Source organism: Halomonas sp. A11-A, assembly GCF_003182195.1.
GTDB lineage: Bacteria > Pseudomonadota > Gammaproteobacteria > Pseudomonadales > Halomonadaceae > Halomonas > Halomonas alkalicola.
The window spans coordinates 129,594-155,507 of the sequence record NZ_QGTM01000001.1; the positions used below are offsets into that span (position 1 = coordinate 129,594).

Below are 25,914 nucleotides of genomic sequence, written 5' to 3' on the forward strand. Positions count from 1 at the left end.
GAAGCCCGCCGTTGCCCTGGCGCCATCCCGGGAGATGACTACTCCTCGTCGGCCTCTTCGGCGGTGACGCTGGCCTCGAGATCGGCCAGCTCGCTGCGCCAGGTGGCCAGCTGGGCCTCCAGGCGCTCGAGCTGCTGCTCGCGGCGCTCCGCCTCCGCCTCGATGGTGGCCACCTCGTCGCGGCCGATGCCGATGGCGATCATCAGGTCGTCGCGCTCGGCGCGGGCCTCCTGCACCTCGGCGCGAGCGGCGTCACGCTCGTCGCGGGCCTCGCCGACCTCCTCGGCGACCTCGTCGCGCCAGATCTCCAGCGCCTCGATCTCCTCCTCGAGGGCCTCGAGATGGGCCTGGCGCTCCTCGAGCTCGGCCTCGATGCCGGCCAGCCGCTCCTCGGTCTCCTCGACCCGCTCCTGCAGCGACGCCAGCTCGGCATCGGCCTCATCGCGAGCCGCCTCGGCCTGCTCGCGAGTGTCGACCGCCTGCTGGCGCTCCTCCTCGGCCTCCTGACGGGCGGCCTCCGCCTCCTGGCGTGACTCCTCGGCATCCTGGCGGGCGGCCTCGGCGTCGTCGCGCGCCTGTTCGACGGCCTCGACCTCCTCGCCCAGCGCCTCGAGCGCGGCCTGCAGTTCGGCCTGCTGCGCCTCGAGGGCCTCGAGCTCCTCCTGAAGGCCATCGCGCTGCTCGGTGAGCGACTCGAGCTGCGCCTCGGCCTCGCCGATCTCGGCATTCAGACGCTCGAGCTCGCCGCGCGCCTCGGCCTGCTCCTCGGCCATGGCGGCCTCGGCGGCATCGCGCTCGTCCTGGAGTTCGGCCAGGCGCGCCTGCAGCGCCTCGATCTCCTCGCCGGCCTCGTCGCGCTCGTCGAGCTGACTGGCCAGCGTCTGGTTGCGCGACTCCAGCGCGGCGAGCTCCGCCTCCAGGGCCTCGCGAGCCTCACGATGAGAGCCGGAGTTGGACTGGGCGACGAGGGCCCAGATGACGGCGACGGCGGCGACGCCCGCCAGCCCCTTGACGCGGTTGTCCTTGAACGGTGATGTCTTGGAGGTTTCCGACATGGATGCATCCTCTCTGAGTCAACCTAGGGATCGGGACCGGCCGGCATGGGCCGAGCGGCCAAGCACTTCGAATCCTGCCCGGGTGGCGTTCAGGCGATCAGGATTCCAACCTACTGAAGCCCAGCATACAGAGGGGGTCTCACAGGGGAAAGGGACGGCGCCGGGGGAGGCTCAACGCTCAGAAGCGCTCCGCGGCCCTGAGAAACCGCCACTCGCCCACCGGCACCCGGCCCAGCGACACCCCGCCGATGCGCAGCCGGCGGGTGGCGACCACGGTCAGCCCCACGGCCCGGCACATCAGCGCAAGCTGGCCGGGCACCATGCCCTTCAGCGCGAAGCGCAGGCGGGTCTCGCTCTGCCAGCTGACCTTGCCGGGCGCCAGCCGTCGTCCCGGCACCGCCGTGCCATCCCGCAGCGATGCGAGCTGACGCTCGTCCAGGCTGCCGATCACCTCCACCTGCCATTCCTCTTCCAGGCGCGTCCGCCCCTCCTCGAGACGCCGCGCCACCCCGCGATCCTGGGTGAACACCAGCAGCCCCTCCTCGCCGGGGGCCAGCGGCAGCAGCGTGGTCAGGCCGCGAAAGTGCGCCTTGAGGGGGGCCTGGCCGGCGGGGTCCTCGGCCCAGTGGGTGGCCTTGCGGATCAGCCGCCTGGCCAGGTCCTCGCCTTCGCCCCCGGCCTCGGCGGCAGCGATGTCGGCGGGCGCATTGAACAGCAGGGTGGCCGGCGGGATCTCCCGGGGCGTGGCGCCGGGGGCGAGCTCGATACGCTCATCGGCGACCTTGAACTGGGGCTCCTCGACGATGCGGCCATCGACCCTCACCCAGCCACCGGCGATATAGAGCTCGGCCTCGCGGCGCGAACAGGGCAGCTCGCGGGCCAGCCGCTTGGAGAGCCGCTCACCGGCGTCCGTGTCACTCATGTTTCATCCTTCTGCTGATCGATGGGGTGGGGTGGCGCCTCGAGGCGCCAGTTGGAGAGCCAGGGGATGCCCCGCACCTCCACATCCAGGCTGCGCAGCCAGCGGGCGGTGACCAGGTTGGACTGGTGGGTCAGCCAGTAGGCGCGGGGATAGGGCACGAAGGCGAGATCGAACTCCTCGCTGTAGACCGGCGCGACGCCTGGCGCCTCGAAGTGGGCATCCAGACGGCGCTTGAGGGCCACCACCCGGGCCTCTTCGGCCACCAGCGGATAGACCCGCACCAGCCCTTCCGGGGCGAGGCCTGCCAGCTCGCCCCGGGTAGTGATTGTCTCGTGCACGCCGCGCCCCAGGCCGCTGGCGGTGGGCCAGAGCAGGGCCGAGGCACCGGCCAGCAGGTGGCGCTCGCCCTCCACGTACCAGCGCCACTCGCCGTAGCTGTAGCGCACCATGCCGCCCTCCCGGCGTGGCAGCACCAGGCTGGCGTGGCGGCCGTGGTCGAGCAGGTAGACCGTCACCGGCGCCACGCTGGCCTCCGGCGGGGTCAGCCGACCGGCACAGCCGACCAGGCCCAGCAGGGCGAGCAGCAGCGCTCCCCGGATCAGCGCGCTCGAGATGCCCATCTCAATGGGCCAGCCAGATGCAGTGCTTGGCTCCCTTGCCGGGGCGATGGGCGCGCACCGTGACCGTCTCGACCAGCAGGCCGACCCGGCGCAGGCGCTCGGTGAAGGCCGGATCCTGGCCCGCCGACCACACCGCCAGCACGCCGTCGGGGCGCAGCGCCGCCTGGGCGGCGGCCAACCCCTTGGGCGAGTAGAGCCAGTCGTTCTCGCGCCGGGTCAGCCCCTCGGGACCGTTGTCCACGTCAAGCATGATGGCGTCGAAGCCGCCGGGCTCGCGGCGCAGCAACTCGCCCACGTCGCCCACGCTGACACGGGTGCGCGGATCGTCGAGGGGGTAACCGGCGGCGGCGCCGAGCGGGCCCCGATTCCACTCCACCACCCCCGGCACCAGCTCGGCCACCACCACCTCGGCGTCCTCCCCCAGGGCGGCCAGCGCCGCGGCCAGGGTGAAGCCCATGCCCAGGCCACCCACCAGCACCCGGGCCGCGGGACGCTCGGCGATGCGCTGGCAGGCGAGCTCGGCGAGGGCATCCTCGGAGCCGTGCAGGCGCGTGTTCATCAGCTCGCCGGCGGTGCCGGCGATGCGGATGGAGAATTCATCATTGCGCCGCAGCAGGCGCAGCTCGGTGCCCTTGCCGGGAATGCTGGCGGTGCCGATCAGTTCGAACTTGGCCATGGTCTCTCGCTGGCGATGGAAGATGGAGGGCGGAACCCAGCGGCCGCTGGCGCCTCGAAGGTCAGGTCCACACCCGGCCAACGAGGAGTCCCGATGCCGACCCCGCGCCCCCTGAGTGCCCTTCGTCCCCTGCTGGGGGGACTCATTATGCTGGCAGTCGCCGCGGCTTGCCATGCGCAGGCCGGGGAGGCGTCACCACCGCCCCTCGACCAGGCCAGTCTGGAGCGCCTCGACGCCCAGGCGTCGCGCCTGGAGAGGCTGCACGCCCTGGTGGTGGCCGAGCAGGGCGAGATCCGCTTCGAGCGCGCCTATGGTGGCCCCGGGGTCGACCGGCCGACCAACGTCAAGTCGCTCTCCAAGACGGTGCTGGCGGCGCTGGTCGGCGCCGCCATCGAGGCGGGGTACCTCGACTCGCCGGACCAGCCGGTCGCCGAGCTGCTCGGGCCACGGGTCCCCGCCGAGGCCGACCCGCGGGTCCGCGAGATCACCCTGGGCCACCTGCTGTCGCTGCAGGCCGGCCTCGAGCGCACCTCCGGCGCCAACTACGGCAGCTGGGTGGCGAGCCCCGACTGGGTGCGCGACGCCCTCTCGCGCCCCTTCGTCGACGAGCCGGGCGGGCGCATGCTCTACTCCACCGGCTCGAGCCATCTGCTCTCCGCGGCGCTGACCCGCGCCGGCGGCGAGAGCACCCTTACGCTGGCACGGCAGCTGCTGGGCGAGCCGCTCGACATCGCCATTCCCGCCTGGCCCCGAGATCCCCAGGGGGTCTACTTCGGCGGCAACGACATGCAGCTCTCGCCGCGGGCGCTGGTGAGAATCGGCGAGCTCTACCGCCTGGACGGCGTCATCGATGGCACCCGGGTGCTGCCCGAGGGGTGGGTCGAGGCCTCCTGGCAGACGCGGGGCCGCTCGCCCTGGACCGGCGACGGCTATGGGTACGGCTGGTTCGTCACCGAGCTCGCCGGCGAGGCCGCCTACTACGGCCGCGGCTTCGGCGGTCAGGCGCTCTATGTGATTCCCGGAAGGGGGCTGACCGTGGCGATCACCTCGGACCCCGAGCCACCCTCCCCCGGCGGCCAGTTCCAGCAGATGCTGCACGCCCTCGTCGAGGGCATGCTGGGAGCGCCTTGAACAGGAAAACGTCGCAGCAACGGGGGCGATGCGCCCCCCCTGCGGGGTCCCCACCCGGGTAGCGGCATCGGCATCCGGATGATCATCGCGCGCATGCGGTTGGCCGGCGGGCAGCGGGGAGGCGTATCATGCCTGCAGCGCACAAGGATGGCAGTCCCCATGGCACGAATCCGCACAATGCGACCCAGCGCCTTCCCCCTGCTACCCCGGGTAGCACGCTTCCTGTGGCGGGTGCTCACCGCCTTCCTGCGCAACCGCGGCATCCTGCTGGCCGGCGGGGTGGGCTACAACATCCTGCTCTCCATCGTGCCGCTGTTTGCGCTGCTGGTGGTGCTGCTGGCCCGGGTGGTGGACGAGGCGCACCTGCTCGGGGTGCTGAGCATCCAGGCCCAGCACCTGGCCCCGGCCCACGCCGAGGTGCTGCTGGAGGCGGTGCGCGCCCTGCTCGACACCCGCGAGGTGATCGGCATCCTCGGCTTCCCGATCCTGCTGCTGTTCAGCTCCTTCGCCTTCCGCATGCTGGAGGACGCCCTGGCGATCATCTTCCATGCCCCGGACACCCACCATCACGGCCGCAGCGCCTGGGTCTCGGTGCTGCTGCCCTATGCCTTCATGGTGGTGCTGGGAGCGGGGCTGATGGCGCTGACCCTGCTGGTCAGCCTGCTCAGCTCGCTCAACGCGCTATGGCTGGCGCTCTTCGACCGCGAACTGCCGCTGGCCGGACTCTCGGATCCGGTGCTCAACCTGGCCAGCTTCTTCGGGGTCTTCCTGCTCTTCAGCGCCATCTACAAGGTGCTGCCGGTGGTCAAGGTCGCCCTGCGCCGGGCGGTGATCGGCGGCCTGGTGGCCGCCCTGCTGTGGGAGGGGGTGCGCCTGCTGCTGGTCTACTACTTCGCCAACATCTCCTTCGTCAACGCCGTCTACGGCTCCCTGGCCACCCTGATCGTGATGCTGCTGAGCCTGGAGGTGGGGGCCATCATCCTGCTGCTGGGCGCCCAGGTGATCGCCGAGCTGGAGCACAACGCCCGCCAGGGGTTGGCGTGGCACATCGACCCCCGCCGCCAGGCCGTCACCCATGTGGAATAAGGTGGCAGCGCCGGGGGTGAGAAGGCCCGCAAGCGCCCTCAGCGACGGGATGTCTCCGAGCCGCCCTGGCGCAGCCGGCGGATCAGACCCATCAGGCTCTTGCCACTGATCATGCCCAGCAGGTAGATCGCCACCAGCAGCAGGGCCAGGGGCAGCGACAGGCTCCAGGTCAGGAAGCGCACCTCCACCACGGCGATGTTCTGCACGAAGAGAATCAGTACCAGGGCCGTGATGATCAGCTTCACGGCCAGCAGCAGCTTGTCCATGCCCGCTCTCCTTGTCGAATCGGCCCTTCCAAGCTGGTCGGTGAGCCTCGCCCTGTCAAGGCATCCCCCGCCGCAGGGCCGGGACGCCGTCAGAAGGTAGAGAGCCTTCAGCCGTCAGAAGGTAGAGAGCCCGGTGGCCTCCATGATCCGGTAGCGCCAGCGCTGCCAGACGGTGGCGTCATCGTGTGCCGCGAAGGGCTCGCTGGTGGTGCGCTCCGGGGAGCTCTGCCAGCGGCGCTCGAAGAAGGCCGCGGCCTGCTCGAGGGCCGGCGAGCCGGGGGCGTCCAGCATCCTGACGCTGGTCTCCAGGTTGAGGTTGTCGAGGTTGCGCCGGGTGAAGTTGGCCGAGCCGAGGATCAGCTCCGCTTCGCCCCCCCGGGCGGGTCGGCGCAGCAGCAGCTTGCTGTGGCACTGCTCGCCCCGGGTGGCGCACCAGCGCACCGCGATGCCCGCCTCGACGAGCTCGCGGGCCACCGGCCGGTTGGGGATGCCGCCCTTCTCCAGGCCGAAGGCGTCGCGATTGAGGTCCAGCAGGGCGCGCACCTCGGCGCCCCGCTGCCTGGCCCGCTTGAGCGCCTCGATCACCTCGCGGTGGGCGAGGTAGAAGACCGCCAGGTCGAGGCGATCCCCCTCGCCGCTGGCCCCGATGGCGGCCAGCAGGGCATCGCGGATCGCCCCTTCGGTGAGCACCTGTAGCCTTCCCCCCTCGAGGGTGGGCGGGGCCTGCCGTGGCCCCGGGCCCGGCAGGCGGACCCCGGACCAGTCGGCGACCGTGCGCTCGGAGGCCAGCAGGTCCAGAGCGGCGGCCCCCGCGAAGCGCAGGGCCACGTTGCCGTGGAGGCTGCTGGCGTCATGGGGGTTGGCGGAGGTCACCAGCCCCGCCCAGCCCTCGCCGCGATCCACCACCAGGGTCTTGCGATGGTTGGCGTTGAAGTTGAGCAGCGCCAGGTAGCTGCGCAGGGTGACCCGTCCGGGCCCCAGGGCATTGGGCAGCCAGCCGCCACGGGCGCTGTTGCCGAGCCAGCGCGCCCCCAGGTACCAGAGGCCCGACCACAGGGGGTTGGAGGCGCGCAGCCGATCGAGGTCGGTCAGCACCACCTCGATGCCGGCGTGGCGCAGCACCGCCAGGTGCTCGGGCTCGATGCCGCCGTAGAGCGTATTGAGCGGATCGCTGATCACCACCACCTGGAGCTCGGGATGATCGCGCTTGCGCTCGACCAGGGCGTCGGTCAGCTCGGCACTGAGCGGCCGCAGGCCGTCGGCGTCGCCGGCGAAGTCGTTGAACAGGAAGATATCCAGCACCACCAGGCGCCGGGCCTGACCGATCAGCGCCAGCACCTCGTCGAAGATGACCTGCTCGAGGCGACGCTCCCCCGCCGCATCGAACCAGGACTCGTCGGCCAGGAAGCGCACCTCATCGGCCGCGCGCTGCGGCCAGGCCACGCCGACGCCCGCCGGCAGCGGCTTGACGCGCTGCCAGAGGCCCATGGCGACCCAGGCCGCCAGCGCCGCCGTCACGATCCATGGCCACATGCGCCCTCCTCGTTTCGTCCACGTACAGCCCCTCGGGCGCTCCCCGGCTCACGTATCGGGGCCCATTGGACCAAAGTTTACGTTTACGTAAGCTACTGAAGTAAGCCTCCGCGTGTCGACAACGATGCCGTCATATGCCGGCGCCTTGGCGGCATTTCCCCGTCATTTCGCGATACTTCCACCGCTCGCCGCAAAGATTGTCGACACTCCCGACCTGCCGGGGACGAGCCGCCTCGTTACAAGGTCGAATGTTCCCCCCCGGCGGCGCCGAGTACAAACGCCTCAGCCAAGAACAACAACAGCAAAGCGAGGAATGCCCATGAACAACCAGAACCGCTGAGGTTAACGACGTGCTACTGAAACGTAAGTATGGTGAGGAACAACCCTACTGGCCGGTGGGACCCTTCAAGGTTCGCCTTCCCTTCATCCACTTCCCCTGGGCCATCCCGGAGACCATCCAGGCGCTGGTGATGTTCGTCATCTCCCTGGGCATGATCCCGCTGCTGGAACAGTACCTCGGCATCCCCTACGAGGTGGCACTGGCCTTCGTGGTGGTCTGCGGCATCGGCTTCATCCTGCCGCCGCTGCTCGGGATTCCCTTTATCGCCGGCTGGATCACCCCGGCCATTCCGGTCGTACTCCTGTTCATCGGCCAGTACGAGCCGGGCCCGGACGCCCTCAAGGCGATGATCGCCCTGCAGCTGATGGTCACCGCCATCTTCCTGTTCATGGCCGTCACCCGTCTGGGCACCAAGCTGGTCAACAATGTCCCCGACTCCATCAAGGCGGGCATCCTGCTGGGCGCCGGCATCGCCGCCATCAGCGGCGAGATCAGCGTGGGTGGGCGCCTCTACAATACTCCGATCTCGCTCGGCATCGGCGGCCTGATCACCCTCTACGTGCTCTTCTCGCTCTCCTTCCGCGACCTGGCCGAGAAGTACCGCTGGGCCCGCAACATCGTCGCCTACGGCATGGTGCCGGGCATGCTGATCACCATGGCCATCGGCTGGGGCGTGGGCGAGTACCCGCTGCCGACGGTGGAGTGGGGCATCGCCATCCCCGACTTCGGTGGCATCTGGGCCTACCTGCCCTTCTCCATCGGCGCACCGGGCATCGAGCTGATGATCGCCGCCATCCCCACCGCCATCATCGCCTACATCATCGCCTTCGGTGACATCATCGTCGGCCAGACCCTGATCAAGCGCGTCGACCACCTGCGCCCCGACGAGAAGATCGAGGTGGACGTGGATCGCGTGCACCTGATCACCGGCCTGCGCAACCTGATGCACTCCCTGCTGGCCCCCTACCCGGGCCTGGCCGGCCCGCTCTTCACCGGCGCCATGGCGACGGTCACCGAGCGCTACCGCTACGGCCGCAAGGCGATGGAGACCATCTATTCCGGCACCGCGGTGTTCTGGATCGTCGGCTTCTTCGCCCTCTTCCTGCTGCCGCTGGTCACCGCCTTCCGTCCGGTGCTGCCGATCGCCCTCTCCATCACCCTGCTGATCACCGGCTACCTGTGCATCGCGGTCGCCGTGGAGCAGATCAAGAACGCCACCGCCATGGGCGTGGCGGGCATCATGGGCGTGGTCCTGGCCACCCACGGCGCCGCCTGGGGCCTGGGCATCGGCCTGATCCTCTACTTCCTGATCGAGCACCGCGCCCGCAGCGTGCGCGCTGCCGAGGACGAGGAGCCGATCCACGTCGAGGATGACATGGTGGTGGAACAGGATGATGGCCGCGAGGAGATCTCCCCGGCCACCCGCTGAGCCAAGTGCCACCGGATGACCGCATCCGAACCAACCGCAAGGGGCCGCTCCATCGGAGCGGCCCCTTGCGTTGCCATGCGGGCTGGCCGGTCACTCCCGGTCGGGCAGGTGCCCCGCAAAGCGGGCGGGATCGTCGCTGATCACGCTGGTCACGCCCCACGCCCACTGGTGGGCGAAGGCCGCCGGATCGTTGGCGGTGTAGCAGAGCAGCGGGTAGCCGGCCTCACACACGGCCCTGGCACCGCGCCCACTCAGGCGCGTCCAGTCGGCATGCACGCTGAAGGCGTCCAGCGCCTCGCAGCGCTGCCGCCAGTCGTCGGGAATCCCCTCGAACAGCACGCCCAGGGCCAGCCGGGCGGCGGGGGCCAGGTCCCGGGCGCAAGCCAGCGCCTCGCCACTGAAGGAGGAGACGATCAGCCGCTCGGGGGACAGGACATCCAGGGCTGCGGGGACCGCCTCTTCGACCAGGGCCGCAGCGCTGCGGCCGCGGTTCACCTTGAGCTCCAGATTGAGGCCGAGCCCCAGGGCATCGACGAGGGCGAGCATCTCCGAGAGGGTCGCCATGCGCTCACCGCGGAACTCGTCGCCGAACCAGCCGCCCACGTCCAGGCGACGGGCCCGGGGCAGGTCCAGGTCCGCCAGGCGGGCGCGGCCATCGGAGCAGCGCTTGACCGTGGCGTCATGCCAGACCACCGGCGTGCCGTCGCCCAGCAGCTGGACGTCGAGTTCCACCCAGGTACAGCCCGCCCGGTGGGCGGCGCGCACCGCGGCCAGGGTATTCTCGGGGGCCCGAGCCGACAGGCCGCGGTGGGCGATCAGGCGTGGCAGGCTGATCGCGGGATGGGACGTGGCGGAATGAGGCATGAGGGGATGGGGCGTTGTGGGATAGTTCATGGGGCCTCTCGCGTCCTTGAGGGGGCCGGCCACCACGAGCGGATGGCAGCGGCGACCGGCAATGGAAGCCAGCATAGCGAGATGCAGGAGCCAGGCACAGCCCCTGCGCGGAGGGATGGCGGCCGAGCATGGGCGGGCAGATATGATAGGCTTCGCGCCAACCCGTCATGGAGTGGAGAATCCGGATGAAAGTGGTGAGTCTCGAGCCCGGCGCCAGGCGCGATGCCTGCCTGGCGCGCCTGTGCGCGGCGGTCCACGGCACCCAGGCCGGCCTGGCGCCGCTGGTGGCCTTCAGCGGCACCCGTCACCTGCTGTTTCCCGCCGAGGCGGCACGGCTCTGGGCGCTGCTGGACAACAAGGGTCGGCCCCTGGCGCTGGCCCTGCTGGTCATGGACGAGAGCGGCGAGGGCATGGCCGTGACCCTCGCTGCCTCCCTCGAGGAGAGCCGTGAGCCGCTGAGGCGCCTGCTTCGCGACCTGGCCCTCAACGCCCCTCTCTCGGTCACGCCCGGCGAGACCCTGGACGAGGCCTTCCTCGAGGCGTGCGGCATCACCCGCTGGGTGAAGAACGCCCAGGGGGAGCGGGTCGGGCTCGCCTTCCAGCACCCCGCCGCCCTCTCCGGCCGGCTCTGTGCGCCGCTCGCCTTCGACGAGTCGGCGGTGCTGCGTCGCTTCAAGCAGGAGCGCACCTTCTTCGAGGCGGAGAAACAGGCCTTCGTCGAGGGGCTCGCCGACGCCTGAGCCTGCCGTTGGCGCTGCCGACTTGACCGGACACGTGAACGGCGTTTGGATATTGTCCCTATCCCGACGGTCTCTCATCCCGTACAGCATTCTGCAAAACAAGGACTTACCGACATGGCCAAGCGTATCCAGTTTGCCCGCACCGGCGGCTCCGAGGTGCTCGAACTCGTCGATGTCTCCCCCGCCGAGCCCGGCCCCGGCGAGGTGCGAATCGCCAACCGCGCCATCGGCCTCAACTTCATCGACATCTACTTCCGCACCGGTCTCTACCCCGCCCCGTCGCTGCCCTCCGGGCTCGGCACCGAGGGCGCCGGCGTGGTCGATGCGGTGGGTGAAGGGGTCAGCCACCTCGCGCCCGGCGACCGCGTCGCCTACGCCCAGGGCCCGCTCGGCGCATACGCCGAGCTGCATACCCTGCCCGCCGACAAGGTGGTCAAGCTGCCCGACACCATCGACTTCGAGACCGCCGCGGCCAGCATGCTCAAGGGGCTGACGGTGCAGTACCTGATGCGCCAGACCTTTGCGCTCAAGGGCGGCGAGACCATCCTGTGGCACGCCGCGGCCGGCGGCGTTGGCTCCATCGCCTGTCAGTGGGCACGGGCGCTCGGCGTGAAGCTGATCGGCACCGTCAGCTCGCCGGAGAAGGCGGCCCTGGCCGAGAAGAACGGCGCCTGGGCCACCATCGACTACACCAGGGAGAACGTGGTCGAGCGCGTGCGCGAACTCACCGACGGCGCCATGTGCGACGTGGTCTACGACTCGGTGGGCAAGGACACCTGGGAAACGTCCCTCGACTGCCTCAAGCCGCGCTCGCTGATGGTCAGCTTCGGCAACGCCTCCGGCGCGGTCGAAGGCGTCAATATCGGCATCCTCAACCAGAAGGGGTCGCTGTTCCTCACCCGCCCCAGCCTCAACGGCTATGCCGACACCCCCGAGCGGCTGCAGATGATGGCCGACGAGCTCTTCGCCATGCTCGACAACGGAAAGCTCAAGGTCGATATCTCCCACCGCTACCCGCTGGCCGAGGCCGGCAAGGCTCAGGACGCCCTGCAGGGCCGCCGGACCACCGGCTCCACCATCCTGCTGCCCTGATCACCACCCTGCCCCCATGCAGAACGCCCGGCCACTGGCCGGGCGTTCTGCATGGGGGTGACGCCGACATTCAGCGCTGACGCTGCAGCCGTCGCTGGCGAAGGACACGCCGTAGCAGCAGGGCAAGTCCCGTCACGCCCAGCACGGCGAAGGCGCCCGCCAGCAACAGCAGCGGATGGCCGGTATGCGCATGGACATCGGGGGCGCCATGGCCCGGGTGGGCCAGGGCGGAGCCGGCCACAAGCAGCAGGCCGGTGGCCGCGGCAGCCGTGGCGGCGCGCTTCGAGAGAGACATCGAGAGTAAGGTCATGGTGGCGATCTCCTTGCCGGGGTGTCGAGTCGGTATGGGGGAGTGAATCAAGCGGTAGCGCCGGTATCGGCCGACGGCCGGCGTTCCGGCAGCATGCCGCGCTCGAGGATGAACTGGATGATGGTCTCGAGGCCTACGCCGTCGTAGAGGTTGGTGAAGACGAAGGGACGCTCGCCGCGCATCTTTTTCGCGTCGCGCTCCATCACCTCAAGGGACGCATGCACCTGCTCGGCGATATCGATCTTGTTGATGATCAACAGGTCCGACTTGGTGATGCCGGGGCCGCCCTTGCGGGGGATCTTGTCGCCGGCGGAGACGTCGATCACGTAGAGGGTGAGGTCGGAGAGCTCGGGGCTGAAGGTGGCCGAGAGGTTGTCGCCGCCGGACTCCACCAGCACCAGCTCGAGGCCAGGGTGGCGCCCCTGGAGCTCGTCGATGGCGGCGAGGTTCATGGAGGCGTCCTCGCGGATGGCGGTGTGGGGGCAGCCGCCGGTCTCCACGCCGAGGATGCGATCCGCGGCGAGCGCCTCGTGGCGCAGCAGGAAGTCGGCGTCCTCCCGGGTGTAGATGTCGTTGGTGACCACGGCGATATCGTAGTGGTCGCGCAGGGCCAGGCAGAGCTGCTTGAGCAGCGCCGTCTTGCCGGAGCCCACCGGGCCGCCGACGCCAACGCGTAAACAATGGGTCATGGTCGTCTCTCCTGGTTGTGCATCGTCAGCTTCTGGTCACATCAGCTTCTAAACAGTCGCGAATACTGGGTCTCGTGCTGGGCGCTGGCCAGGGCGAGGCCGGGCAGCGCCGGGCCGAGAGCGTCATCGGGCAGCGCCAGGGCTTCGTCCACCGCGGCGACCAGGGCCGGACGCAGCCGTTCCACGATTCGCTGGGCAGCGGTGTGGCCCAGGGGCAGCGCCTTGCAGGCCACCGCCAGCTGGTTCTCCAGCCAGGCCCAGGCGAAGCCGAGCAACGCCTGGCGCACCGGTATGCCGCGCACCCGGGCCGCCCAGGCAAACAGCGTCACATAGCCCGCTCCTTCCGGGAGCTCGGGCCCATGACGTGAAACATCAGGGGGCAGCAGCGCCAGACTGCCCAGCAGCCGCTTGAGCGAGGCCCCGAGCCGCGCATCCTCGGCGGCGAGCTCCGCGGTCTCGCGGTTGGCGGCAAGCCACTGGTCCCACTCGGCCACCGCCTCGCCGTCGCCTTCCGACCAGGCGGCATGCAGGCGCGAAAGCGCCGGCAGGTCGCAGCGGGTCAGGCCATCCTCGAGCACCCCTTCGAGCCAGTCGCCTAGGCTCGCCTCGTCGCTCACCCAGCCTAGCTCGAAGGCGCTCTCGAGCCCCTGTGAGAAGGCGAAGGCGCCGATCGGCAGCGCAGGGCTGACCAGTTGCAACAGGCCCAGCAGCGCCAGGTCATCGCCCTGCACCATGGCCGGCAGAGACGGCTCAGTGAGCATGATGATGGCCATGGGCGTGGTGATGGCTGTGCTCATGGTCATGTGCATGTGAATGGCCGAGCTGGTTATAGGCCCCAGGCTCCGGATCGAAGGGGGCGACATGGCGCTCCAGGGTGGCGCCGAGCAGCTCGGCCAGTTCCTCCAGCACATGATCCGGCGAAAAGCGCACGTATCCCCCCTTCTCGTCCTCGCCCAGGGCCAGCTGCACATGGCGGTTGCCCAGATGGTAGGCGAGTCGCGCCAGGGGCAGGCCGGGGGCGATGCGGGCGGTGACCACCGGCTCGTCGGCCGCCCTCACCCGCACGATCTCGCCACTCTCGGCGCGCAGCCCCTCACCGTCGTGCAGCACCGGCCCACGGTCGAGGAAGAGGCCGAGCTCGCGGCCGGTGTCGCTTGTTGCCCTCAGGCGGCCCAGCACGCGCCGCTCATAGGGCAGCGTCAGGGTATCGCTGGCGTGGTCCGCCGCGATGGGGCCCAGCCGTTCAATCAGTTTCAGCATTGGCATCGTCTCTGGTGTCTATCGCAGCTCATCCAGCGCCGCTCACCTTGGTGTCTACCTAGGTGCTCAGAACAGGTGATAGCGCTGAGCCAGCGGCAGCTCAGTGGCCGGCTCGCAGGTCAAGAGCTCGCCGTCGCAGCGCACCTCGTAGGTCTGGGGGTCTACCGTCAGCTCCGGGCAGGCGTCGTTGAGTTTCATATCCCCTTTCCTGACGCCGCGCACGTTACGGCACGCCACCAGCCGGCTGGCGAGGCCCAGCCGCTCCTGGATCCCCGCGTCCAGGGCCGCCTGGCTGACGAAGCTGACCCGGGTCTCGCTTGCCGCCCGCCCCAGGGCACCGAACATCGGCCGGTAGTGGACCGGCTGGGGGGTGGGGATCGAGGCGTTGGGGTCGCCCATGGGCGCCATGGCGATCATCCCCCCCTTGAGGATCAGCGCCGGCTTGACGCCGAAGAAGGCCGGGCTCCAGAGCACCAGGTCGGCCAGCTTGCCCACCTCCACCGAGCCCACCTCGTGGCCGATGCCGTGGGTGATCGCCGGGTTGATGGTGTACTTGGCGATGTAGCGCCGGGCGCGGAAGTTGTCGGCGCCGAGCGCCTCGTCCTCGGGCAAGAGGCCCCGCTGCACCTTCATCTTGTGGGCGGTCTGCCAGGTGCGGCACACCACCTCCCCCACCCGGCCCATGGCCTGGGAGTCGGAGGCGATCATCGAGATCACGCCGAGATCCTGGAGGATATCCTCGGCGGCTATGGTCTCGCGGCGGATGCGCGAATCGGCGAAGGCCACGTCCTCGGGGATGTTGGGGTCCAGGTGGTGGCACACCATCAGCATGTCGAGATGCTCGTCGACGGTATTGACCGTGTAGGGCCGGGTCGGGTTGGTGGAGGACGGCAGCACGTAGGGCTTGGCGCAGGCGGTGAGGATGTCCGGCGCGTGGCCGCCCCCGGCCCCCTCGGTGTGGTAGGTGTGGATGCCGCGCTCCTTGAACGCCGCCAGGGTGTCCTCAACGAAGCCCGACTCGTTGAGGGTGTCGGTGTGGATGGCGATCTGGACGTCGTAGCGCTCGGCCACCGAGAGGCAGTTGTCGATGGAGGCCGGGGTGGTACCCCAGTCCTCGTGGAGCTTGAGGCCCATGGCCCCGGCCTCGAGCTGCGCCGCCAGCCCCTCCGGCAGGCTGGCATTGCCCTTGCCCAACAGGCCGACGTTCATGGGCAGTCCATCCACCGCCTGGAGCATGCGGCCGATATGCCATTCCCCCGGGGTGCAGGTGGTGGCCTTGGAGCCGGTGGCGGGCCCGGTGCCCCCGCCCAGCATGGTGGTGATGCCGCTGGCCAGCGCCTCCTCCACCTGCTGGGGGCAGATGAAGTGGATATGGGCGTCGATGCCGCCGGCGGTGAGGATCATGCCTTCGCCGGCGATCACCTCGGTGCCGGGGCCGATCACGATCTCCACGCCCGGCTGGGTATCGGGATTGCCCGCCTTGCCGATGGCACTGATCCGCCCGGCCTGGATCCCGACGTCCGCCTTGACGATGCCCCACCAGTCGAGAATCAGCGCGTTGGTGATCACGGTGTCCATCACCGTGGCATTGGCACGCTGGCTCTGGCCCATGCCGTCGCGGATCACCTTGCCGCCGCCGAACTTCACCTCCTCGCCGTAGTGGGTGGCGTCGCGCTCCACCTCGATCCACAGCTCGGTGTCGCCCAGGCGCACCCGGTCGCCCACCGTGGGGCCGTACATATCGGCGTAGGCCTGTCTCGAGATCTTCATGACTGGCCTCCTTGGTCTGGTTTCTGCGCCTTTCGCGCGGTTTCGGGCGCGTTAGAGAGCGCGCCCATGACGTCGCCGCGGAAGCCGTAGATATGGCGCGTACCGGCAAAGGGCATCAGGGTCACCTCCCGGGTCTGGCCCGGCTCGAAGCGGATCGCGGTGCCGGCGGCCACGTCAAGGCGATGGCCGCGGGTCTTGTCGCGGTCGAAGACCAGCGCCGGGTTGGCCTCGGCGAAGTGGTAGTGGGAGCCGATCTGGATCGGCCGGTCGCCGGTGTTGGCCACCTCGACGGTGATCCGCTCGCGCCCCTCGCAGAGCGCAATCTCGCCGTCCTTCAGCTGATATTCGCCAGGAATCATAAGGCCTTACCTTTCGTTAATGGCTGCTGCACAGCTAAAACTGAGCGAACGAAGGCCAGGCAAGGCGGCGAGCGGCAAAAAAGCGGAGTTTACTTTAGTAAATGAGCAATTTTTGTCGCGAAGCCAACACAGCATGGCCGAGTGCAGCCGGTTTTAGACGATTGGGGTGTGGACGGTGACCAACTTGGTGCCGTCCGGGAAGGTAGCCTCCACCTGCACCTCGTGGACCATCTCGGCCACCCCCTCCATGACGTCATCGCGGCCGAGAATCTCGCGGCCGGCGCTCATCAGGTCGGCCACGCTGCGGCCATCGCGGGCGCCCTCCATGATCTCGAAGCTGATCAGCGCCACCGCCTCGGGGTAGTTGAGCTTCAGGCCGCGGGCGCGGCGGCGCTCGGCCAGCTGAGCGGCCAGAAAGAGCATCAGCTTGTCCTTGTCGCGGGGAGTCAGTTCCATGGCGTCGTCTCGTCGGTGAAGGTAGGGAATCAAGTCAGCCAGATGCGCGGGATCTGGGCCTCGAGGCCCAGCAGCCGCGGGCGCAGCACTCGCCAGGCGGCCTCGCACAGCGCCCAGGCCGCGTTGCGCTCCTGGCCCAGGTAGCGCAGCAGCAGCACCCCGTGGCGCAGCGTCACCGCCCAGCATGGGCCGGCCGGCAAGGCCTCGCGCAGCGCCTCGATGGCCTCGGGTTCGTCGTCGAGGCCCACCACCCAGAGGGTCGCCTGGACACTGGCGCCCCCCTGTCCCCAACGCCCCGTGAAGCGCGGGTGGGTAGGGTCCAGCGGCTGGCGCTCCAGCCACAGGGGCCTGCCGTCGCGGGTGAGGCGAAAGCGCTGTTCGAGGCGCCCCGAGCGATAGGGCAGCGCGCTTGCCGGGCGCCCCAGGGCCAGCACCTCCCATCCCAGGCAACGGGCGGTGCCGGAAAGGTCGATCCGGGTGCTCTGCTCCCCCCGGGAGCCGTCGAAGGCGATGGTTTCCTGGGGCAGCCACTCCAGGCTGCCGCCATCGTCGACCGCGAGGTGGGTGGCCTGGCGCCAGGCCACCCCGTGGCTGTCGGTACGATAGAGCTTGTTGGCCGCCGGCGTAGTGAGCAGCGCCTGGGCACCCGCCTCGACCCGCGCCGAAATGGTCAAGGCATCGCCGCTGACCAGCCCCCCCGGGGGGTGCAGCAGGTAGAGGTGGCAGACGCCCGCAGGCCCCTCCGGATAGAAGGGGCGCTGCACCCGCAGCGGCCCGCAATGGCGCGCCCGGGACAGCCGCGTCGCCCCGTCCCGCGCGGCGAAACGCAGCGCCAGCGTCGCCTCCCAGCGCCGCTGGGCATCGAAGCGGTGGCCGGATGCCGGCGGCGGGGGGGCAAGGGTAGGCTCGAAGGCAGTCATGGGCGGCTCGTGCGGTGGTGTCTCTGACCAGCCTTCAGCAAGGGGCGTACCAAAATGGAGAGAGGGATATATTTCCCTTATCATTCATAACGTTGAAATGAATGCCGGGACCCGACCGACGGCATACACGCCCTCTCGCGGTGCATCGAGGGAGGCCGCCGCGCACCTTTCGGGTGCAGGCGCACGGGCGGGCTGGCCAGAAAGGTGCAGGACGCCCCCCATGAACCACAGGAGGCGCCTCGATGCTTGGCGCGTTGCGCCTAGACCGTCAGGTGCTCCCTGATCAGCGCATTCGAGAGCTCGCCGATGGCCCCCTTGGCCACCGGCCGGCCGCGGTCCATGATCACGAAGCGGTCGGCGTACTTGCGGGCGAAGGGCAGCTTCTGCTCCACCAGCAGCACGGTGAGGCCGTCTTCCGCGATCAGCCTGCGGATCACCTCGCCGATCAGGGTGACGATATTGGGCTGGATGCCCTCCCCCGGCTCGTCGAGGATCAGCAGCCGCGGCTCGAGCACCAGCGCCCGTCCGATGGCCAGCTGCTGCTGCTGGCCGCCGGAGAGATCGCCGCCGCGTCGGTGCTTCATCTCTTGAAGCACCGGGAAGAGCTCGTAGATGCGCTCGGGAATCGTCCTGCGGCCGTCGCTCCGGGCGGCGAGCCCTGTGCGCAGGTTCTCCTCCACGGTGAGCAGCGGGAAGATCTGGCGGCCCTGGGGCACATAGCCGATGCCGAGACGCGAGCGCTCCTCGACGCGCCGCTTGGTCAGCTCCACGTCGTCGGCGTAGCAAAGGCTACCGGAGGCCACCCTCACCTCGCCCATGATCGCCTTCATCAGGGTGGTCTTGCCCACCCCGTTGCGGCCCATCACGCAGGTGCACTCCCCCGCCGGCACCGCGAGGTCGAGATCCCAGAGGGTGTGGCTCTCGCCGTAGTACTGGTTGAGCTTGTCGATTTTCAGCATCACGCCATCTCCTCGTCGACCTCGGCCCCCAGGTAGACCTCGATCACCCTGGGGTCGCTGGCCACCTGGTCCATGGTCCCCTCGGCCAGCACGCTGCCCTGGTGGAGCACCGTCACCTGGCGAGCGATGGAGCGCACGAAGCCCATATCGTGCTCCACCACCACCACCGACTGCTTGCCGGCAAGCCCGGTCAGCAGCTCCGCGGTGCGTTCCATCTCCTGCTCGGTCATGCCGGCCACCGGCTCGTCCACCAGCAGCAGGCGCGGCCGCTGCATCAGCAGCATGCCGATCTCCAGCCACTGCTTCTGGCCGTGGGAGAGGATGCCCGCCGGGCGGTCGCGCAGCGCGGTGAGGCCGATGGTGGCCAGGCCCTCCTCGATGCGGTCGCGCACCTCGCCGCTCATGCGGGCGGTCAGGGTCGGCAGGATGCGCTTGTCGGCGGCCATGGCAAGCTCCAGGTTCTCGAACACGCTGAGCGCCTCGAAGACCGTGGGCTTCTGGAACTTGCGGCCGATGCCGAGACTGGCGATCTCCGGCTCGTTCATCGTCAGCAGGTCGTGGCGGCTGCCGAACCACACCGAACCGGTGTCGGGGCGGGTCTTGCCGGTGATGATGTCCATCATGGTGGTCTTGCCGGCGCCGTTAGGGCCGATGATGCAGCGCAACTCGCCGTCGTCGATGGTCAGGTTGAGGTTGTCGATGGCCTTGAAGCCGTCGAAGCTCACCGTGACATCTTCCAGGTAGAGGATCGGGCCGTGGCGCACGTCCACCGGCGAGGCGGCGGGCACCAGGAAATCGAAGACGCGATCGCGGTCGGCCAGGGAGCTCAGGAAACTCATGGGGTCACCTCCGAGCCGGTGGCGCCGTCTTGATTGCCGGACGCGCCGTGTTCACCGCCCCGTCGGCGACGCTTCAGGCGATAGGCAAGCAGCCCCGCCACGCCCCTGGGCAGGAAGACCGTGACCAGCACGAAGAGCCCGCCGAGAGCAAAGAGCCAGGCGTCGGGCATGGCGCCGGTGAAGACCGTCTTGGCGTAGTTGACCAGTATCGCGCCGATCACCGCCCCGTAGAGGGTCGCCCGGCCGCCGAGCGCCACCCACAGCACGATCTCGATGGAGAAGAGCGGCGAGAACTCGCTGGGGTTGATGATCCCCACCTGGGGCACGTAGAGGGCGCCGGCAATCCCCGCCAGCATCGCCGAGACCACGAAGACGAAGAGCTGGAAGCGCTCCACCCGGTAGCCGAGAAAGCGCGTGCGCGCCTCGGCGTCACGGGTGGCCACGCAGACCCGGCCGAGCTTGCTCCCCACGATGGCCCGGCACAGGATGTAGCCCAGGGCGAGGGCCACGCCGCTGGCCAGGAAGAGCCCGAGGCGCGTCTCGTTGCTGCGCAGGTTGAAGCCCAGGATCTCGCGGAAGTCGGTCAGGCCGTCGCTGCCGCCGAAGCCCATCTCGTTACGGAAGAAGGCCAGCATCAGGGCGAAGGTGAGCGCCTGGGTGATGATGGAGAGATAGACCCCGGTGACCCGGGAGCGGAAGGCGAGAAAGCCGAACACCAGCGCCAGGGCGCCGGGCACCAGCAGCACCATCAGGAAGGCGAACCAGGCCATGTCGAAGCCGAGCCAGTACCAGGGCAGGTTCTCCCAGCTCAGAAACACCATGAAGTCAGGCAGCACGGGATCGCCATACACCCCACGGTCGCCGATCTGGCGCATCAGGTACATGCCCATGGCGTAGCCGCCCAGCGCGAAGAAGGCGCCGTGGCCGAGGCTCAGAATGCCCAGATAGCCCCACACCAGGTCCACGGCGACGGCGAGCAGCGCATAGCTCAGGTACTTGCCGAAGAGGTTGACGGTATAGGCGTTGACGTAAAGCGGATGGCCCTGGGGCACGGCCAGGTGCAGCAGCGTCACCAGGGTCATGGCCGCCAGCAGCACGCCGAGGAAGAGCTGCGTCGAGCGCTCGGCGAAGGGGCGCGTCAGCCAGAAGTGTGTGGAATGCATCGGTTAGCCCTCCGCCGCCCGGCCCTTCTGCGGGAAGAGTCCGCGGGGGCGCTTCTGAATGAACAGGATGATGAAGACGAGCACGATGATCTTGGCCAGCACGGCGCCCGCCCAGGGCTCCAGCACCTGGTTGATCACGCCCAGCGACAGGCCCGCCACCAGGGTGCCCCAGAGGTTCCCGACGCCGCCGAAGACCACCACCATGAAGGAGTCGATGATGTAGCTCTGGCCCAGGTTGGGCCCCACGTTGGTGAGCTGGGAGAGCGCCACCCCGGCGAGTCCCGCCACCCCGGAGCCCAGGGCGAAGGTGAGGATATCGACCCGGGTGGCGCGGATGCCCATGGAGCGCGCCATGGCGCGGTTCTGGGTCACCGCCCGCACCTCGAGCCCGAGCCGGGTGCGGCGCATGATCAGCACCAGGGCGGCGAACACCGCCAGAGCGAAGGCGATCACCACCATGCGGTTCAGGGTCAACGAGAGGGCGTCGTTGATGGCGATGGAGCCGCTCATCCACTCCGGGGAGACCACGGTGCGGTTCTGGGGCGAGATCAGGGTACGCACCAGCTGCTGCAGGATCAGGCTGATGCCGAAGGTGGCCAGAAGGGTCTCCAGGGGCCGCCCCTTGAGGAACTGGATCACCCCGCGCTCGATGGCGATGCCGGCCAGCGCCGCCACCAGGAAGCCGGCGGGAATCGACAGCACCAGCGCCAGCCCAGGCTGGCCGGGCAGCAGCTGCTGCATCATCCAGGTGGTGTAGGCGCCGAGCATGATCAGCTCGCCGTGGGCCATGTTGATCACCCCCATCACCCCGAAGGTGATGGCCAGGCCGATGGCCGCCAGCACCAGCACCGAGCCCAGGGAGAGTCCGAAGTAGAGGGTCTCGGCGGCGCGGTTGACCTTGAGCATCTGCTCGATGCCGCTCAGGGCGCTGCGGGCGGCGTCGGCCAGCACCGGGTCGTCTCCATTGGCAGCGCCGTTGAGGGCGACGCGCACCCGGGAGTGCAGGCTGCCCTCGAGGTCGGCCACGGCGGCCACCTCGCCCTGCTCCAGGCGATGGATGGCGAGCGCCTGGGTCAGGCGGCGGCGCACCCGGGCATCCTCCTCGCCCTCGATCACCTCGGCAAGGGGGCCGGCCAGGTCGACGTCCACCTCGCCGAGCAGCCGCTCAGCGGAGGCGCGACGCAGTGTGAGGTCCGCCGAGTAGAGATCCACCACGGCGATGGCGCTGCGCAGCTGGTTGCGCAGGGCGTTGTTGATGCCGATGCGGTCGAGATCGCGCCGGGACATCTCGCCCAGCGCCTCGCCGGTGAGGGCATCCTCCACCGGCCAGTCGCGGCCGCGGTTGTCCAGCACCACCACGAAGCGGCCGTCGTCGGCGCGCTGCAGGCGGCCGTCGAGCAGGGCCTGGAGCCAGTCCCGGGCCCGGGGATCGTCGCTGGCCACGATGGCGTCGATGGCGCGGCTCTTGGCGGGGAAGCTGTCGACGTCGAGGGCGTCGAGCAGCTCGATGGCGGCGGAATCGTCGGCCGCGGGCTGGGCCTGGGCGCCCAGCGGCACGGCCAGCAGCACCAGCAGCCAGAGAAAAAGGAGACGCCTCATGGGTTCATCCTTTGGATTAGGGAGTCACTAAGGGGGTAAAGCGGGCGTGCGCCCCCGCCATGGAGCGGCGGGGGCAGGGGCGGACAGGGGCGTTACTCGGCGAGGGCGGCCTCGGCTTCCTCGGCGGCGGTGCTGCCGCCGCAGCGGCCGGTGGCCACGTTGAAGTTGCCGCAGCGCATGGGCGCCTGCCAGTCGGCCATCAGGTCACGGGAGCCGGGCAGGAAGTCGGACCAGGCGTCGCCGACCACGGTGGAGGGGGTCTGCCAGACGATGTCGAACTGGCCGTTGTCCTGGACCTCGCCGATCAGCACCGGCTTGGTGATGTGGTGGTTGGGCATCATCGCAGCAAAGCTGCCGGAGAGGTTCGGCACCACCACGCCGATGATGGCGTCCTTGATGGCGTCGGGGTCGGTGGTGCCGGCCTTGCGCACCGCCTCGGCCCACATGTTGAAGCCGATGTAGTGGGCTTCCATGGGGTCGTTGGTGACCGCCTCCTCGTCGCCGGTCCACTCGATCCAGGCGTCGATGAAGTCGTAGTTGGCGTCGGTGTCGACGCTCATGAAGTAGTTCCAGGCGGCCAGGTGGCCCACCAGGGGGGCAGTGTCGATGCCGGTGAGCTCCTGCTCTCCCACCGAGAAGGCGATGACCGGAATGTCGCCAGCGTCCACCCCCTGGTTGCCCAGCTCCCGGTAGAAGGGCACGTTAGCATCGCCGTTGATGGTGGAGACCACCGCGGTGGGCTTGCCCTCGCTGCCGAAACGGCGCACCTCGGCGACGATGTTCTGCCAGTCGCTGTGCCCGAAGGGGGTGTAGTTGACCATGATGTCCTCGTCGGCGATGCCGTGCTCCTCCTTGAGGAAGGCTTCGAGGATGCGGTTGGTGGTGCGCGGATAGACGTAGTCGGTGCCGAGCAGCGCGAAGCGCTCGATGCCCATCTCGTTGATCAAGTACTCCACCGCGGGGATGGCCTGCTGGTTGGGCGCGGCGCCGGTGTAGAAGACGTTCTCGGAGGACTCCTCCCCCTCGTACTGCACCGGATAGAAGAGCAGGCCGTTGAGCTCCTCGAACACCGGCAGCACCGCCTTGCGCGACACCGAGGTCCAGTTGCCGAAGACCACGTCCACCTCATGCTGGGCGAGCAGCTCCCGGGCGCGCTCGGCGAACAGCGGCCAGTTGGAGGCCGGGTCCACCACCACCGCCTCGAGCTGGCGGCCGAGCAGCCCCCCCCTGCTCGTTCTGCTTGGCGATCAGCATCTCCACGGTGTCCTTGAGCACCGTCTCGCTGATCGCCATGGTGCCGGAGAGCGAATGCAGGATGCCCACCTTGATGGGGTCGTCGTCGGCCAGGGCCTGGCCGCCGGCCCCCAGCAGGGAGGCGGTCAGCAGCGCGGCGGTCAGGGGACGAAGCGGCAGCGACTTGCGATGGGAAGGGGTCACGAGAATCTCCTTGCTCCCCGAAGGGGGTCGTTGTTGTGGGACAAGGAGACATTGCAAGGGGTGCGCCACAGCGGGCCATTCACGATAAAGACGTTATAAGACAATCAGTTGTCAGCAATTGATGCGGCGCAGCAGCGTGCTTGACGCACCACCTCGGTGCAACCGAGGGCGCCGCCATGCACCGTTCGGTGCGTCGTGCCCGCCTCCTTGCGCCAGGTCAGTGCGCGGCGGACGTGCCGCGCGCCGAGAGCCCGGGTACAACGACGCGGGGGCGCCGGCATAGCCGGCGCCCCCGTCGGGCACTGCGCGGCAGGGATCAGGCGCCCCGGCGGGTCCGCAGCTTGTGCATCATCGGCTTGACCACCGGCAGCAGCAGCGAGAGTGCCGCGATGATCAGCAGCCACATGGAGATCGGCTTGTCGATGAAGACCATCCAGTCGCCGCCGGAGATCTGCAGGGCACGACGCATGGACTCCTCCATGATGGCCCCCAGGATCAGCGCCAGGATCAGCGGTGCCGCCGGGAAGCCGAACAGCCGCATGCCCAGCCCCACCAGGCCGAAACCGAGCAGGAACAGCAGGTCGATGATGCTGAAGCTCATGCCGTAGACGCCGACCATGCAGAAGATCAGGATCATCGAGAGCAGCAGCGGTCGCGGCATATCGAGAATCTTGGCGATCAGCGGAATCAGCGGCAGGTTGAGTAGCAGCAGGAAAATATTACCGATGTACATACTGGCAATGACCCCCCAGAACACATCCGGGCGCTGCTCCAGCATCATGGGGCCAGGCGTCACACCCATGACCAGCAGCGCCCCCAGCAGCACCGCCGTGGTGCCCGAGCCAGGCACACCCAGGGTCAGCAGTGGTACGAACGAGCCAGTACAGGCGGCGTTGTTGGCCGCCTCGGGAGCTGCCACGCCCTTGATGTTGCCCTTGCCAAAGGTGTCACCATCCTTGGCCAGGCGTTTTTCCATGCTGTAGCCCAGGAAAGAACCAATGGTGGCACCGGCCCCCGGCAGTACGCCGGTAAAGAAGCCCAGTACCGAGCTACGACTGATGGGGCCTGCAATTTGCTTCACTTCACTACCGCTCAGCTTGAGCGAGCCGATGGCATTGCGCGGAGCTTCCTTGCCACCGCCCCCACGCAGCAGCATGTAGAACACTTCCGCCAGGGCGAAGATTCCCAGCGCCACGACCAGGAAGTCGATGCCGTCGAGCAGGTGGGCCGAGCCAAAGGTGTAGCGCTCGGTGCCGGTTTGCATGTCGATACCGACGATCGAGATCATGATGCCGATCACCGCCGCAATCAGGCCCTTCACCAGCGATTTGTCCGACAGCGAGACGACCGCCGTCAGGCCCAGCACCATGAGCGCGAAATATTCGGGCGGCCCGAAGCTGACCGCCACCTTGGAAAGCAGCGGCGCCACCAGCATCAAGAAGACGACCGATATCGTGCCGCCGATGAACGACGCGTAGGCGGCAATGGCCAGCGCCTTGCCCGCCAACCCCTGCTTGGCCATGGGGTAGCCATCGAAAGAGGTCGCGACCGTGCCTGCCACCCCCGGTGCGTTGAGCAAGATGGAAGAGGTCGAGCCACCGAAAATGGCCCCGTAATAGACGCCGGCCATCAGGATCAGGCCTGATGCAGGCTCCATTGAGAAGGTGATCGGGATCATCAGCGCCAGGGCACTGATCGGGCCAAGGCCCGGCAACATACCGATGATGGTACCGGCAAACACACCGGCAAAAACGTAAGCGATATTGATGGGCTCGAGCGCGATGCCAAAGCCGTACATCAAGTTGTTCAAGGCATCCATAGGCGTATCTTTCTTAAAAAACTACGACAGGTGTGTGGGCACGGCGTATTCAGAACGGCAAGAGGCCAGTGGGCAGGTACACATCCATGACGCGCGTCATGGTGAGATACAGCGCCAGGACCACCCCCAGGGAAGCCGCCAGGTTGATGCCATGACGACGGTAGCCGTAATAGGCCGTTAACCCCGTGCACAGCAGCGTCGATGCCAACACGAAGCCCAACGGCACCAGCAGGAAGGCATAGGCGGCGATGGCCACGGCGGTGATCACGACCCGCGCCCAAGGCGTGAACAGCAGCGGACCATTGGTGGCCTCTTCGTCGATCTCGTCAGCGCCTGCCAGCGGTACCGGTTTTTCAAAGAAGAGCAGCCCTGCTAGCAATAACAAGGTCATTCCCAGCACTTTTGGAAACAGGTCTGAATCCACCGGGCGCGGCAGAGGAAAGGTTGGAATTTGCCAGGCCATTGCTAGATAGGCGGCGGCGAGAAGCGCCAGCACGAGGGACAGCCACTGGTTAGTGTTCAATCGAGTCATGGGGAGTCTCTCCGAAGG

Annotated in this window: 26 protein-coding genes and 1 pseudogene; 5 read left to right on the forward strand and 22 right to left on the reverse strand. The window is 68.7% G+C overall.

From position 1 onward, the window contains the following. Positions 1-38 precede the first annotated feature (38 nt). From DER72_RS00610 to DER72_RS00625, 4 genes are all read right to left on the reverse strand, one after another. On the reverse strand, positions 39-1,055 hold the full coding sequence (locus DER72_RS00610; RefSeq protein ID WP_110068070.1) for a kinesin: 1,017 nt from the start codon (positions 1,053-1,055) through the stop codon (positions 39-41). Positions 1,056-1,233: 178 nt separating this feature from the next. Next, positions 1,234-1,977: an RNA pseudouridine synthase gene (locus DER72_RS00615; RefSeq protein WP_110068071.1), complete on the reverse strand. Its 744-nt coding sequence runs from the start codon at positions 1,975-1,977 to the stop codon at positions 1,234-1,236. After that, entirely contained in the window at positions 1,974-2,597 is a 624-nt protein-coding gene (locus DER72_RS00620) for a hypothetical protein (protein ID WP_110068072.1), read from the reverse strand. Before DER72_RS00620 ends, DER72_RS00615 begins: the two co-directional genes overlap by 4 nt. Position 2,598: 1 nt before the next feature. Further along, a complete protein-coding gene (locus DER72_RS00625; protein ID WP_110068073.1) occupies positions 2,599-3,273 on the reverse strand; it encodes a hypothetical protein in 675 nt (224 codons plus the stop codon). A gap of 147 nt (positions 3,274-3,420) precedes the next feature. Here DER72_RS00625 and DER72_RS00630 point away from each other — a divergent pair, with 147 nt between their 5' ends. After that, positions 3,421-4,404 carry a serine hydrolase gene (locus DER72_RS00630; protein ID WP_110068359.1) on the forward strand — a complete coding sequence of 328 codons (984 nt, stop codon included), beginning with the start codon at positions 3,421-3,423 and terminating at the stop codon, positions 4,402-4,404. A 159-nt stretch (positions 4,405-4,563) separates the two neighbouring features. After that, positions 4,564-5,490 carry a YihY/virulence factor BrkB family protein gene (locus tag DER72_RS00635; RefSeq protein WP_110068074.1) on the forward strand — a complete coding sequence of 309 codons (927 nt, stop codon included), beginning with the start codon at positions 4,564-4,566 and terminating at the stop codon, positions 5,488-5,490. A gap of 38 nt (positions 5,491-5,528) precedes the next feature. On the opposite strand, the gene DER72_RS00640 is transcribed toward DER72_RS00635, so the two are convergent. Both DER72_RS00640 and DER72_RS00645 read right to left on the reverse strand, forming a co-directional pair. Continuing rightward, a complete protein-coding gene (locus DER72_RS00640) occupies positions 5,529-5,756 on the reverse strand; it encodes a lipopolysaccharide assembly protein LapA domain-containing protein (protein WP_110068075.1) in 228 nt (75 codons plus the stop codon). Positions 5,757-5,870: 114 nt separating this feature from the next. Then, positions 5,871-7,289, reverse strand: coding sequence for a phospholipase D-like domain-containing protein (locus tag DER72_RS00645; RefSeq protein WP_110068076.1), 1,419 nt, complete (start codon positions 7,287-7,289; stop codon positions 5,871-5,873). A 350-nt stretch (positions 7,290-7,639) separates the two neighbouring features. Here DER72_RS00645 and DER72_RS00650 point away from each other — a divergent pair, with 350 nt between their 5' ends. Then, a complete protein-coding gene (locus DER72_RS00650) occupies positions 7,640-9,058 on the forward strand; it encodes a xanthine/uracil/vitamin C permease (RefSeq protein WP_110068077.1) in 1,419 nt (472 codons plus the stop codon). A gap of 90 nt (positions 9,059-9,148) precedes the next feature. Here the strand turns inward: DER72_RS00650 and DER72_RS00655 are convergent, their stop codons facing one another. Further along, positions 9,149-9,952: a glycerophosphodiester phosphodiesterase family protein gene (locus DER72_RS00655; RefSeq protein ID WP_258306132.1), complete on the reverse strand. Its 804-nt coding sequence runs from the start codon at positions 9,950-9,952 to the stop codon at positions 9,149-9,151. A gap of 185 nt (positions 9,953-10,137) precedes the next feature. Here DER72_RS00655 and DER72_RS00660 point away from each other — a divergent pair, with 185 nt between their 5' ends. Continuing rightward, entirely contained in the window at positions 10,138-10,692 is a 555-nt protein-coding gene (locus DER72_RS00660) for a hypothetical protein (protein WP_110068079.1), read from the forward strand. Positions 10,693-10,806: 114 nt separating this feature from the next. Next, positions 10,807-11,784: an NADPH:quinone reductase gene (locus DER72_RS00665; RefSeq protein WP_110068080.1), complete on the forward strand. Its 978-nt coding sequence runs from the start codon at positions 10,807-10,809 to the stop codon at positions 11,782-11,784. A gap of 70 nt (positions 11,785-11,854) precedes the next feature. Here DER72_RS00665 and DER72_RS00670 read toward each other — a convergent pair whose 3' ends face one another. The 15 genes and pseudogenes from DER72_RS00670 to DER72_RS00740 all read right to left on the reverse strand — a co-directional run bounded on the left by DER72_RS00670 (position 11,855) and on the right by DER72_RS00740 (position 25,896). Beyond that, a complete protein-coding gene (locus DER72_RS00670; RefSeq protein WP_219983214.1) occupies positions 11,855-12,094 on the reverse strand; it encodes a hypothetical protein in 240 nt (79 codons plus the stop codon). Between the two features lie 47 nt (positions 12,095-12,141). Further along, positions 12,142-12,783 (reverse strand): urease accessory protein UreG, encoded by a 642-nt coding sequence (ureG, locus tag DER72_RS00675; protein WP_110068081.1) that lies wholly within the window; start codon positions 12,781-12,783, stop codon positions 12,142-12,144. 41 nt (positions 12,784-12,824) lie between these two features. After that, on the reverse strand, positions 12,825-13,544 hold the full coding sequence (locus DER72_RS00680; RefSeq protein ID WP_219983217.1) for an urease accessory protein UreF: 720 nt from the start codon (positions 13,542-13,544) through the stop codon (positions 12,825-12,827). Further along, entirely contained in the window at positions 13,534-14,043 is a 510-nt protein-coding gene (gene ureE / locus DER72_RS00685) for an urease accessory protein UreE (RefSeq protein ID WP_110068083.1), read from the reverse strand. Before ureE ends, DER72_RS00680 begins: the two co-directional genes overlap by 11 nt. A 66-nt stretch (positions 14,044-14,109) precedes the next feature. Then, positions 14,110-15,813, reverse strand: a complete 1,704-nt coding sequence (gene ureC / locus DER72_RS00690; protein ID WP_110068084.1) for an urease subunit alpha — start codon at positions 15,811-15,813, stop codon at positions 14,110-14,112. After that, positions 15,810-16,172: an urease subunit beta gene (locus tag DER72_RS00695; RefSeq protein WP_110068085.1), complete on the reverse strand. Its 363-nt coding sequence runs from the start codon at positions 16,170-16,172 to the stop codon at positions 15,810-15,812. The genes ureC and DER72_RS00695 overlap by 4 nt, the downstream gene beginning before the upstream one ends. Before the next feature lie 153 nt (positions 16,173-16,325). Then, positions 16,326-16,628: an urease subunit gamma gene (locus DER72_RS00700; protein WP_110068086.1), complete on the reverse strand. Its 303-nt coding sequence runs from the start codon at positions 16,626-16,628 to the stop codon at positions 16,326-16,328. 29 nt (positions 16,629-16,657) lie between these two features. After that, the gene (locus tag DER72_RS00705) at positions 16,658-17,548 is read right to left on the reverse strand and encodes an urease accessory protein UreD (RefSeq protein WP_110068087.1); all 891 of its coding nucleotides are present in this window, start codon (positions 17,546-17,548) and stop codon (positions 16,658-16,660) included. A gap of 260 nt (positions 17,549-17,808) precedes the next feature. Further along, positions 17,809-18,507 carry an urea ABC transporter ATP-binding subunit UrtE gene (urtE, locus tag DER72_RS00710; protein WP_110068088.1) on the reverse strand — a complete coding sequence of 233 codons (699 nt, stop codon included), beginning with the start codon at positions 18,505-18,507 and terminating at the stop codon, positions 17,809-17,811. Further along, positions 18,507-19,346 carry an urea ABC transporter ATP-binding protein UrtD gene (gene urtD, locus DER72_RS00715; RefSeq protein WP_110068089.1) on the reverse strand — a complete coding sequence of 280 codons (840 nt, stop codon included), beginning with the start codon at positions 19,344-19,346 and terminating at the stop codon, positions 18,507-18,509. Before urtD ends, urtE begins: the two co-directional genes overlap by 1 nt. Next, positions 19,343-20,509, reverse strand: a complete 1,167-nt coding sequence (gene urtC / locus DER72_RS00720; protein WP_110068090.1) for an urea ABC transporter permease subunit UrtC — start codon at positions 20,507-20,509, stop codon at positions 19,343-19,345. Before urtC ends, urtD begins: the two co-directional genes overlap by 4 nt. Before the next feature lie 3 nt (positions 20,510-20,512). Then, positions 20,513-22,108, reverse strand: a complete 1,596-nt coding sequence (gene urtB, locus DER72_RS00725) for an urea ABC transporter permease subunit UrtB (protein ID WP_110068091.1) — start codon at positions 22,106-22,108, stop codon at positions 20,513-20,515. 92 nt (positions 22,109-22,200) lie between these two features. Further along, positions 22,201-23,545 (reverse strand): annotated as a pseudogene (gene urtA, locus DER72_RS00730) (urea ABC transporter substrate-binding protein). A gap of 316 nt (positions 23,546-23,861) precedes the next feature. Next, positions 23,862-25,364: a tripartite tricarboxylate transporter permease gene (locus DER72_RS00735; protein WP_110068092.1), complete on the reverse strand. Its 1,503-nt coding sequence runs from the start codon at positions 25,362-25,364 to the stop codon at positions 23,862-23,864. 49 nt (positions 25,365-25,413) lie between these two features. Beyond that, a complete protein-coding gene (locus tag DER72_RS00740) occupies positions 25,414-25,896 on the reverse strand; it encodes a tripartite tricarboxylate transporter TctB family protein (protein ID WP_110068093.1) in 483 nt (160 codons plus the stop codon). Positions 25,897-25,914: the final 18 nt, after the last annotated feature.

Excerpts from the sequence above, each read along its gene's own strand:
- DER72_RS00610 (WP_110068070.1), bottom strand. The coding sequence starts at position 1,055 with ATGTCGGAAACCTCCAAGACATCACCGTTCAAGGACAACCGCGTCAAG.
- DER72_RS00615 (WP_110068071.1), bottom strand. The coding sequence starts at position 1,977 with ATGAGTGACACGGACGCCGGTGAGCGGCTCTCCAAGCGGCTGGCCCGC.
- DER72_RS00620 (WP_110068072.1), bottom strand. The coding sequence starts at position 2,597 with ATGGGCATCTCGAGCGCGCTGATCCGGGGAGCGCTGCTGCTCGCCCTG.
- DER72_RS00625 (WP_110068073.1), bottom strand. The coding sequence starts at position 3,273 with ATGGCCAAGTTCGAACTGATCGGCACCGCCAGCATTCCCGGCAAGGGC.
- DER72_RS00630 (WP_110068359.1), top strand. The coding sequence starts at position 3,421 with ATGCTGGCAGTCGCCGCGGCTTGCCATGCGCAGGCCGGGGAGGCGTCA.
- DER72_RS00635 (WP_110068074.1), top strand. The coding sequence starts at position 4,564 with ATGGCACGAATCCGCACAATGCGACCCAGCGCCTTCCCCCTGCTACCC.
- DER72_RS00640 (WP_110068075.1), bottom strand. The coding sequence starts at position 5,756 with ATGGACAAGCTGCTGCTGGCCGTGAAGCTGATCATCACGGCCCTGGTA.
- DER72_RS00645 (WP_110068076.1), bottom strand. The coding sequence starts at position 7,289 with ATGTGGCCATGGATCGTGACGGCGGCGCTGGCGGCCTGGGTCGCCATG.
- DER72_RS00655 (WP_258306132.1), bottom strand. The coding sequence starts at position 9,952 with ATGAACTATCCCACAACGCCCCATCCCCTCATGCCTCATTCCGCCACG.
- DER72_RS00660 (WP_110068079.1), top strand. The coding sequence starts at position 10,138 with ATGAAAGTGGTGAGTCTCGAGCCCGGCGCCAGGCGCGATGCCTGCCTG.
- DER72_RS00665 (WP_110068080.1), top strand. The coding sequence starts at position 10,807 with ATGGCCAAGCGTATCCAGTTTGCCCGCACCGGCGGCTCCGAGGTGCTC.
- DER72_RS00670 (WP_219983214.1), bottom strand. The coding sequence starts at position 12,094 with ATGACCTTACTCTCGATGTCTCTCTCGAAGCGCGCCGCCACGGCTGCC.
- ureG (WP_110068081.1), bottom strand. The coding sequence starts at position 12,783 with ATGACCCATTGTTTACGCGTTGGCGTCGGCGGCCCGGTGGGCTCCGGC.
- DER72_RS00680 (WP_219983217.1), bottom strand. The coding sequence starts at position 13,544 with ATGCTCACTGAGCCGTCTCTGCCGGCCATGGTGCAGGGCGATGACCTG.
- ureE (WP_110068083.1), bottom strand. The coding sequence starts at position 14,043 with ATGCTGAAACTGATTGAACGGCTGGGCCCCATCGCGGCGGACCACGCC.
- ureC (WP_110068084.1), bottom strand. The coding sequence starts at position 15,813 with ATGAAGATCTCGAGACAGGCCTACGCCGATATGTACGGCCCCACGGTG.
- DER72_RS00695 (WP_110068085.1), bottom strand. The coding sequence starts at position 16,172 with ATGATTCCTGGCGAATATCAGCTGAAGGACGGCGAGATTGCGCTCTGC.
- DER72_RS00700 (WP_110068086.1), bottom strand. The coding sequence starts at position 16,628 with ATGGAACTGACTCCCCGCGACAAGGACAAGCTGATGCTCTTTCTGGCC.
- DER72_RS00705 (WP_110068087.1), bottom strand. The coding sequence starts at position 17,548 with ATGACTGCCTTCGAGCCTACCCTTGCCCCCCCGCCGCCGGCATCCGGC.
- urtE (WP_110068088.1), bottom strand. The coding sequence starts at position 18,507 with ATGCTGAAAATCGACAAGCTCAACCAGTACTACGGCGAGAGCCACACC.
- urtD (WP_110068089.1), bottom strand. The coding sequence starts at position 19,346 with ATGAGTTTCCTGAGCTCCCTGGCCGACCGCGATCGCGTCTTCGATTTC.
- urtC (WP_110068090.1), bottom strand. The coding sequence starts at position 20,509 with ATGCATTCCACACACTTCTGGCTGACGCGCCCCTTCGCCGAGCGCTCG.
- urtB (WP_110068091.1), bottom strand. The coding sequence starts at position 22,108 with ATGAGGCGTCTCCTTTTTCTCTGGCTGCTGGTGCTGCTGGCCGTGCCG.
- DER72_RS00735 (WP_110068092.1), bottom strand. The coding sequence starts at position 25,364 with ATGGATGCCTTGAACAACTTGATGTACGGCTTTGGCATCGCGCTCGAG.
- DER72_RS00740 (WP_110068093.1), bottom strand. The coding sequence starts at position 25,896 with ATGACTCGATTGAACACTAACCAGTGGCTGTCCCTCGTGCTGGCGCTT.